We start from the raw sequence: 5,536 nt of genomic DNA on the forward strand, positions 1-5,536 counted from the left end.
CCAGGCCTGCGCCGCTCAGCAGCTCGGCGCCTACTTGCTGGTTCAGGTCGTTGTCGTCCACCAGCAGCACCCGCGCACCAGCAATGGCAGACAGGTGCGCTGCACGGGTGGGTGCCTGCTTGGTCCGACCGTCAGAAGATCGGGTCGGCCCTCCCAGCGCCTGCATGGCGGCATCAATCAGTTGCGAGGGGCTGACGGGCTTGGACAGCATCAGCTGCAGCCCCGCGCGCTCCAGTTCGCTTTGCACATCGTCGCGGCCTGCTGCGGTCACTATGACCGTGTGGGGCGGGTGCTGCAGGCGGGCGAGTGCGCGGTGGGTGTCAAACCCGTCCATGCCGGGCATCTTCCAGTCCACGAATGCGATCTCGCAGGGGCGACCAGCCTGTTCGGCGCCGCGGGCCTGGGCCACCGCCTCCTCGCCGGAAGAGGCCGTGGTGACGGCAAAGCTCATGCGGGCCAGCATCTCGCCCAGGATATGCCGGGCCTGCTCGCTGTCGTCCACTACCAGTACGTGCCGCCCACGCAGGTCGGGGGTGGGCAGCAGAGGGGCATGGCTCGGGTTGCCCAGCCCCAGACGGGCGGTAAACCAGAAGGTGCTGCCCACCCCAGGCTGGCTTTGTACCCCCACTTCGCCGCCCATCAAGCCAGCCAGCTTCTTGGAGATGGCCAACCCCAGACCGGTGCCGCCGTATTTGCGCGTGGTGGAGGTGTCGGCCTGTTCGAACGACCGAAACAGCCGCGACTGCTGCTCAAGGGTCAGGCCGATGCCGGTGTCCTGCACCTCAAAGCGCAGCAGGACTCCGGTGTCGTCACGCGAGGTTTCGGTGACGCGCACGATGATTTCGCCCTTGTCCGTGAACTTGACCGCATTGTTGGCGTAGTTCACCAGGATCTGCCCCAGACGCAACGGGTCGCCGCGCAGGTCGTCGGGCAGGGCAGGGTCCACATCGAACAGCAGCTCCAGACCCTTGTGCACGCATTTGTCGCTGATCAGGTTGACCACGTTGTCCAGCACGCCGCGCAGGTCAAAGTCCACCACCTCCACTTCAAGCTTGCCGGCTTCGATCTTGCTGAAGTCCAGGATGTCGTTGATCAGGCCCAGCAGATGCTGGCCTGATCGCTGGATCTTTTCGACATAGTCGCGCTGGCGCGGCGTGAGGTTGGTGCTCAGGGCCAGGTGGCTCATGCCGATCACCGCGTTCATGGGGGTACGGATCTCGTGGCTCATGTTGGCCAGGAAGTCCGACTTCATCTGCGAGGCGTCCTCCGCACGGGCGCGGGCAATCTCCAGCTCGTCCTCGTGTTCGCGCAGGGCTGCGTTGACCTTCTGCAGCTGCACGGTGCGCTCTGCCACGCGCGCCTCCAGCGCCTCCTCGTTGCGCTTAAGGGCCTCTACCAGCTCGTTCTGCGCGGCCATGGCCTGGGACGTAGCCTTTTCGCGCTGCAAGAATTGTCGCGCCATCGCAAAGGCCAGCAAAAACGTGAGCAGCGCCTGGAATGCCGTGAGCCCAGTGGTGAGCAAAGTCTGGCGCTTGACCTCGGCATTGCGCGAATCGCCCAGCATGGCGGAAACGCGCGAGGCGTTGAGCGAAAGCTCTTGCACCGTGTCGCGCAGGCCGTCCAGCTCGGTGCGCAGCCGCCGCATATTGGTCTGGCTGGAGGTGGCGTCCACACTGGCGCCAAAGTAGCTGTCGCCCGCTGCCACAAACCGCTGCAGGGCCGCCAGCGCATTGGCGTAAATGGGCTCGTCCTGCATCAGCGTGCGAGAGGTGCCGCTCTCCAGCGCGCTGAAACGGCTCAGGAACAGGTCGTAACGCAGCTCCAGCTTGTCCGTGGTGATGCTGGTGGGGTCCAGCTCGAACTGGTGCAGCGCATGGTCCAGCTTTTCGTACTCCACGTTGAGCTGCAAGAACGACCACAGCGCGTTGACGTCGCCGCGCCGCATGACGGCCTCCACGCTGCGGTACTGGCTGTACTGCACAGCCGAAATAGCGACATAGGCCAATACCAGCCCCGCAATGATGAGCCGCAGGATGTGTTGGCTGCGCAGCATGCGTGGGGGCTGTGGCGGGGAGGGGCGGCTATCGGATGTGCAAGGCGTTGAGCTGCCAGGCCGCCCGGTTGTAGTACAGCTCGCTGCGCAACTCTGCCTTGGTGTCAAACGGGTACACGATGAAAAGCGGGCCTTTTTCGCGGATGGGCATGGGCCGGTTGTTCATCAGGCGCGCCACGATCACGTCGTGGCGCGTGGCATCGTCTGCAGGGATCTCGGTTTTGTAGTCATTCAGGGCCACAGCAGTGATCTTGGTGCCCTTGGCGCCCACCGCCGCCAGCACATCGCGCAGCAGGGGGCCTGTGAAAGTGACGGCGCTGGGGTACCAGGGTGTCTGGGTGGAGAAGCTGTGCTGCGGCAGCTTCTCCAGCATCTTCATGTCGAACTGCGCCTGCGGACCCCGGTTGGTCTGCGTGATGGCGCCATCGATGGTCAGGACGACGGGACCTGTGGGTGGCTCCAGGGCGTGTGCAGTGCCCGCCGCCAGCGCACCGATGATCCATGCCGCCAATGCCTTGGACCTCGCCAGTTTCCACCCATGACGACGATGAGATTGCATGGACACCCCCCCTTCCGGTTTGGTAACAGTCTCGCGGACAGACGCCCAAAATGTAAACCGATTTATTGCCGCTGGTCTGGCTGAAGGTGGTTTTGCATACAGAGCGGATGATGGTGGGAGAGGGGGCAGGGCCAGGGCTTCAGGCAGCGGTGGTGAGGTTGGCTGCGGCCATGGTGTCCCAGGCCTTGAGCGCCTCGGCCGTGTACATGAGTGCCGGGCCGCCCCCCATGTAAACGCACACGGCCAGCATTTCTTCTAGTTCTGCACGCGTGGCGCCAAGCTTTTGCAGCGCCTTGACATGAAAACCGATGCACCCGGAGCAGCGCTGGGTCACGCCGATGGCCAGGGCAATCAGTTCTTTGTGTTTGCTGGTCAGTGCCCCTTCCGCCATGGACGCCTGCGCCAGCTGCGCAAAGCCCCGCATGGCGTCGGGCTGGGCCTTGCGAAAGGTGGCCAGGTTTTCGTTGATGCCCTGGATCAGGCCGATGTGATCAAACGTACTCATTTCATTATTCCTCGCTGGGACCATGATGAGCGCCAGCCAGGCGGCGGGCGCACGCCATCGGTTCATTTTTTCATCGGACAGGTGTTGATGCCGAGCAGCGTGTAGGCCGGGCAGAAGCGAAACAGGCCTGTTGCCAGTGGTACCACCCCCAGCCAACCCCACCAGCCCACCGTACCGGTGGCAGCCAGTGCGATCAAGACCAGGCCTGCGACGATGCGTAGCATACGGTCTACGGTTCCTACATTGATGTTCATGATGATTCCTTGCTCTGGGGTTGTGGCCCGGGGATGGGCCTTACTTGCACAAGCGCGGTGAACGCCGGATGCGCTCACCGCCCGGTCAATCGAATGAGGGGGATGCGGGCGCTGCGACGGGATTGCCCGCAGCCAACCACGCGTCAAAGCCGCCTGCGATGGACTGCACCTGCAGGTAGCCCATGTCCTGCATGGCACACGCAGCCAGCGCAGCCCGGCCACTGGTCTTGCAGTACAGCACCACCTTGAGGTCGCGAGCGTTGAGTTCGGGCGTGCTACTGAGCCGGAACTCCAGCACTCCGCGAGAGGCGTGAATGGCGCCGGGGATATGCCCAGCCTGGTACTCGTCGGCCTCTCGCACATCGATCAGCACGTCGGCGTTGCGGATGGCTTCGTCTGCCTTGTCCAGCGGTACCTCTTGCACCAGAGCCTTGGCAGCAGTGACCAGATCGTGGGCGGTTTTCATGTCAGTGTTCCTGCAGTGGGTGGGGTGGTACGGATGCGGCAGCGTGTCACAGCGCGTTGACGGGAATCTTGAGATAGGTCACGCCGTTGGCTTCCGGTGGCGGCATTTCTCCCGCGCGGATGTTGACCTGCACCGAGGGCAGGATGAGCACCGGCATCTCCAGCGTGGCGTCACGTTGGGTGCGCAGCGCCACAAAAGCCTCCTCGGTCACCCCGTCGTGCACATGGATGTTGTCGGCGCGCTGGTCGGCAACGGTGGTTTGCCAGGCCACGGCGCGCCCTGCGGGGGGGTAGTCGTGGCACATGAACAGGCGGGTCTCAGCGGGCAGGCTGAGCAACTTGCGCACTGACTGGTAAAGCGTGTGTGCGTTGCCACCAGGGAAGTCGCAGCGCGCGGTACCCACATCGGGCATGAACAGCGTGTCGCCGACAAACACGGCGTCTCCCACTTTGTAGGCCATGCAAGCCGGCGTGTGGCCAGGCACTGCGAGTGCCTTGGCCTCTAGCTGACCAATGCGGAACACCTCGTTGTCGTGCAGGAGCTGGTCGAACTGGCTGCCATCCGGGTGGAACCCGGGCTCCAGATGAAAGACCTTCTTGAACACATCCTGTACCTGGGTGATGGACGCACCAATGGCAATTTTCCCGCCCAGCTTGTCGCGAAGGTAGTGTGCGGCCGACAGGTGGTCTGCATGGGCATGGCTTTCCAGAATCCATTGCACCTTCAGCCCCTGACCTTGCACAAACGCCACGATCTTGTCGGCAGACAGCGTACGGGTGCGACCCGACTTCGGGTCGTAGTCCAGCACCGAATCCACCACGGCGCAGTGGCCGCCAGGCTGATCGAACACCACATAGCTCACCGTCCAGGTGGCGTCATCAAAGAAGGCTTCTATATGGGGTTGCATCGAAGGACTCCGTATTTAATTTCGATGTTGATAGTTTATTGACAGATAGATTGTTAGTCAATAGAATATCGACATCGAATTTGAAAAAGGAGCCCGCCACCATGCACGCAGAGACGCAAATGGACCTTGAAGCCTTGCGCAGGTCCGCCGACATCGCCTGCCGCTTGATGAAGGTTTTGTCCAACCCCGATCGCCTGCTCTTGCTGTGCCAGCTGACACAGGGTGAAAAGCGCGTGGGCGAGCTGGAGGAACTGGTGGGCATCTCCCAGCCCACGTTGTCCCAGCAACTGGGGGTGCTGCGCGAAGAGGGCCTCGTCAGTACCCGCCGAGAAGGCAAAAACATCTATTACGAGATCGCCAGCCCCCAGGCCCTGGCCGTGATGAACGTGCTGTTCGAACAATTTTGCGGCCCTGCCAAGGAGAGCGCAGCATGCTGATCGACTGGACCCATTTCACCCCCTGGGCCGCCCTCGCGGGCGGTGTTCTGCTGGGCCTGGCCTCGGCGCTTTTTGTGCTTTTCAATGGGCGCATCCTGGGCATCAGCGGCATCGTCGGTGGCCTGCTGCGGCCTCGCGCTGGCGACATCGGTTGGCGTGTGGCTTTTGTGCTGGGCATGTTGGTGGCGCCCGGGCTTTACTGGCTGGTGGCAGGCCCTACGCAGCCGCGCATTGATGCAGGCTGGGGCATGGTGGTGATCGCCGGCCTGCTGGTGGGTGTCGGCACCCGCTACGGATCGGGCTGCACCAGCGGCCATGGCGTGTGCGGACTCTCGCGCATGTCGCCCAGGTCCCT

General features: G+C 63.2%; 8 protein-coding genes. 2 read left to right on the forward strand and 6 right to left on the reverse strand.

Annotated features, from left to right (window positions below; translation table 11 throughout):
• From ISS20_RS23185 to ISS20_RS23210, 6 genes are all read right to left on the reverse strand, one after another.
• On the reverse strand, positions 1-2,053 hold a 2,053-nt coding region (locus ISS20_RS23185), incomplete at its 3' end, for an ATP-binding protein (RefSeq protein ID WP_291439958.1).
• A gap of 28 nt (positions 2,054-2,081) precedes the next feature.
• On the reverse strand, positions 2,082-2,612 hold the full coding sequence (locus tag ISS20_RS23190) for a molybdopterin-dependent oxidoreductase (protein WP_291439960.1): 531 nt from the start codon (positions 2,610-2,612) through the stop codon (positions 2,082-2,084).
• A gap of 139 nt (positions 2,613-2,751) precedes the next feature.
• On the reverse strand, positions 2,752-3,117 hold the full coding sequence (locus tag ISS20_RS23195; protein WP_291439962.1) for a carboxymuconolactone decarboxylase family protein: 366 nt from the start codon (positions 3,115-3,117) through the stop codon (positions 2,752-2,754).
• A 62-nt stretch (positions 3,118-3,179) separates the two neighbouring features.
• Positions 3,180-3,371 carry a DUF2892 domain-containing protein gene (locus tag ISS20_RS23200; protein WP_291439964.1) on the reverse strand — a complete coding sequence of 64 codons (192 nt, stop codon included), beginning with the start codon at positions 3,369-3,371 and terminating at the stop codon, positions 3,180-3,182.
• A gap of 85 nt (positions 3,372-3,456) precedes the next feature.
• On the reverse strand, positions 3,457-3,837 hold the full coding sequence (locus ISS20_RS23205) for a rhodanese-like domain-containing protein (protein WP_291439966.1): 381 nt from the start codon (positions 3,835-3,837) through the stop codon (positions 3,457-3,459).
• A 46-nt stretch (positions 3,838-3,883) separates the two neighbouring features.
• Complete coding sequence (locus ISS20_RS23210; protein ID WP_291439968.1) at positions 3,884-4,744, reverse strand: MBL fold metallo-hydrolase; 861 nt, start codon at positions 4,742-4,744, stop codon at positions 3,884-3,886.
• A 101-nt stretch (positions 4,745-4,845) separates the two neighbouring features.
• On the opposite strand from ISS20_RS23210, the gene ISS20_RS23215 reads away from it, so the two are divergent.
• Both ISS20_RS23215 and ISS20_RS23220 read left to right on the forward strand, forming a co-directional pair.
• Entirely contained in the window at positions 4,846-5,181 is a 336-nt protein-coding gene (locus ISS20_RS23215) for a metalloregulator ArsR/SmtB family transcription factor (RefSeq protein ID WP_291439970.1), read from the forward strand.
• A partial coding sequence (locus ISS20_RS23220) for a YeeE/YedE family protein (RefSeq protein ID WP_291439972.1) occupies positions 5,175-5,536 on the forward strand: 362 nt, incomplete at its 3' end. The genes ISS20_RS23215 and ISS20_RS23220, both read left to right, overlap by 7 nt.

The organism is Acidovorax sp. (genome assembly GCF_016783915.1).
In the GTDB taxonomy this organism is placed as follows: domain Bacteria; phylum Pseudomonadota; class Gammaproteobacteria; order Burkholderiales; family Burkholderiaceae_C; genus Acidovorax.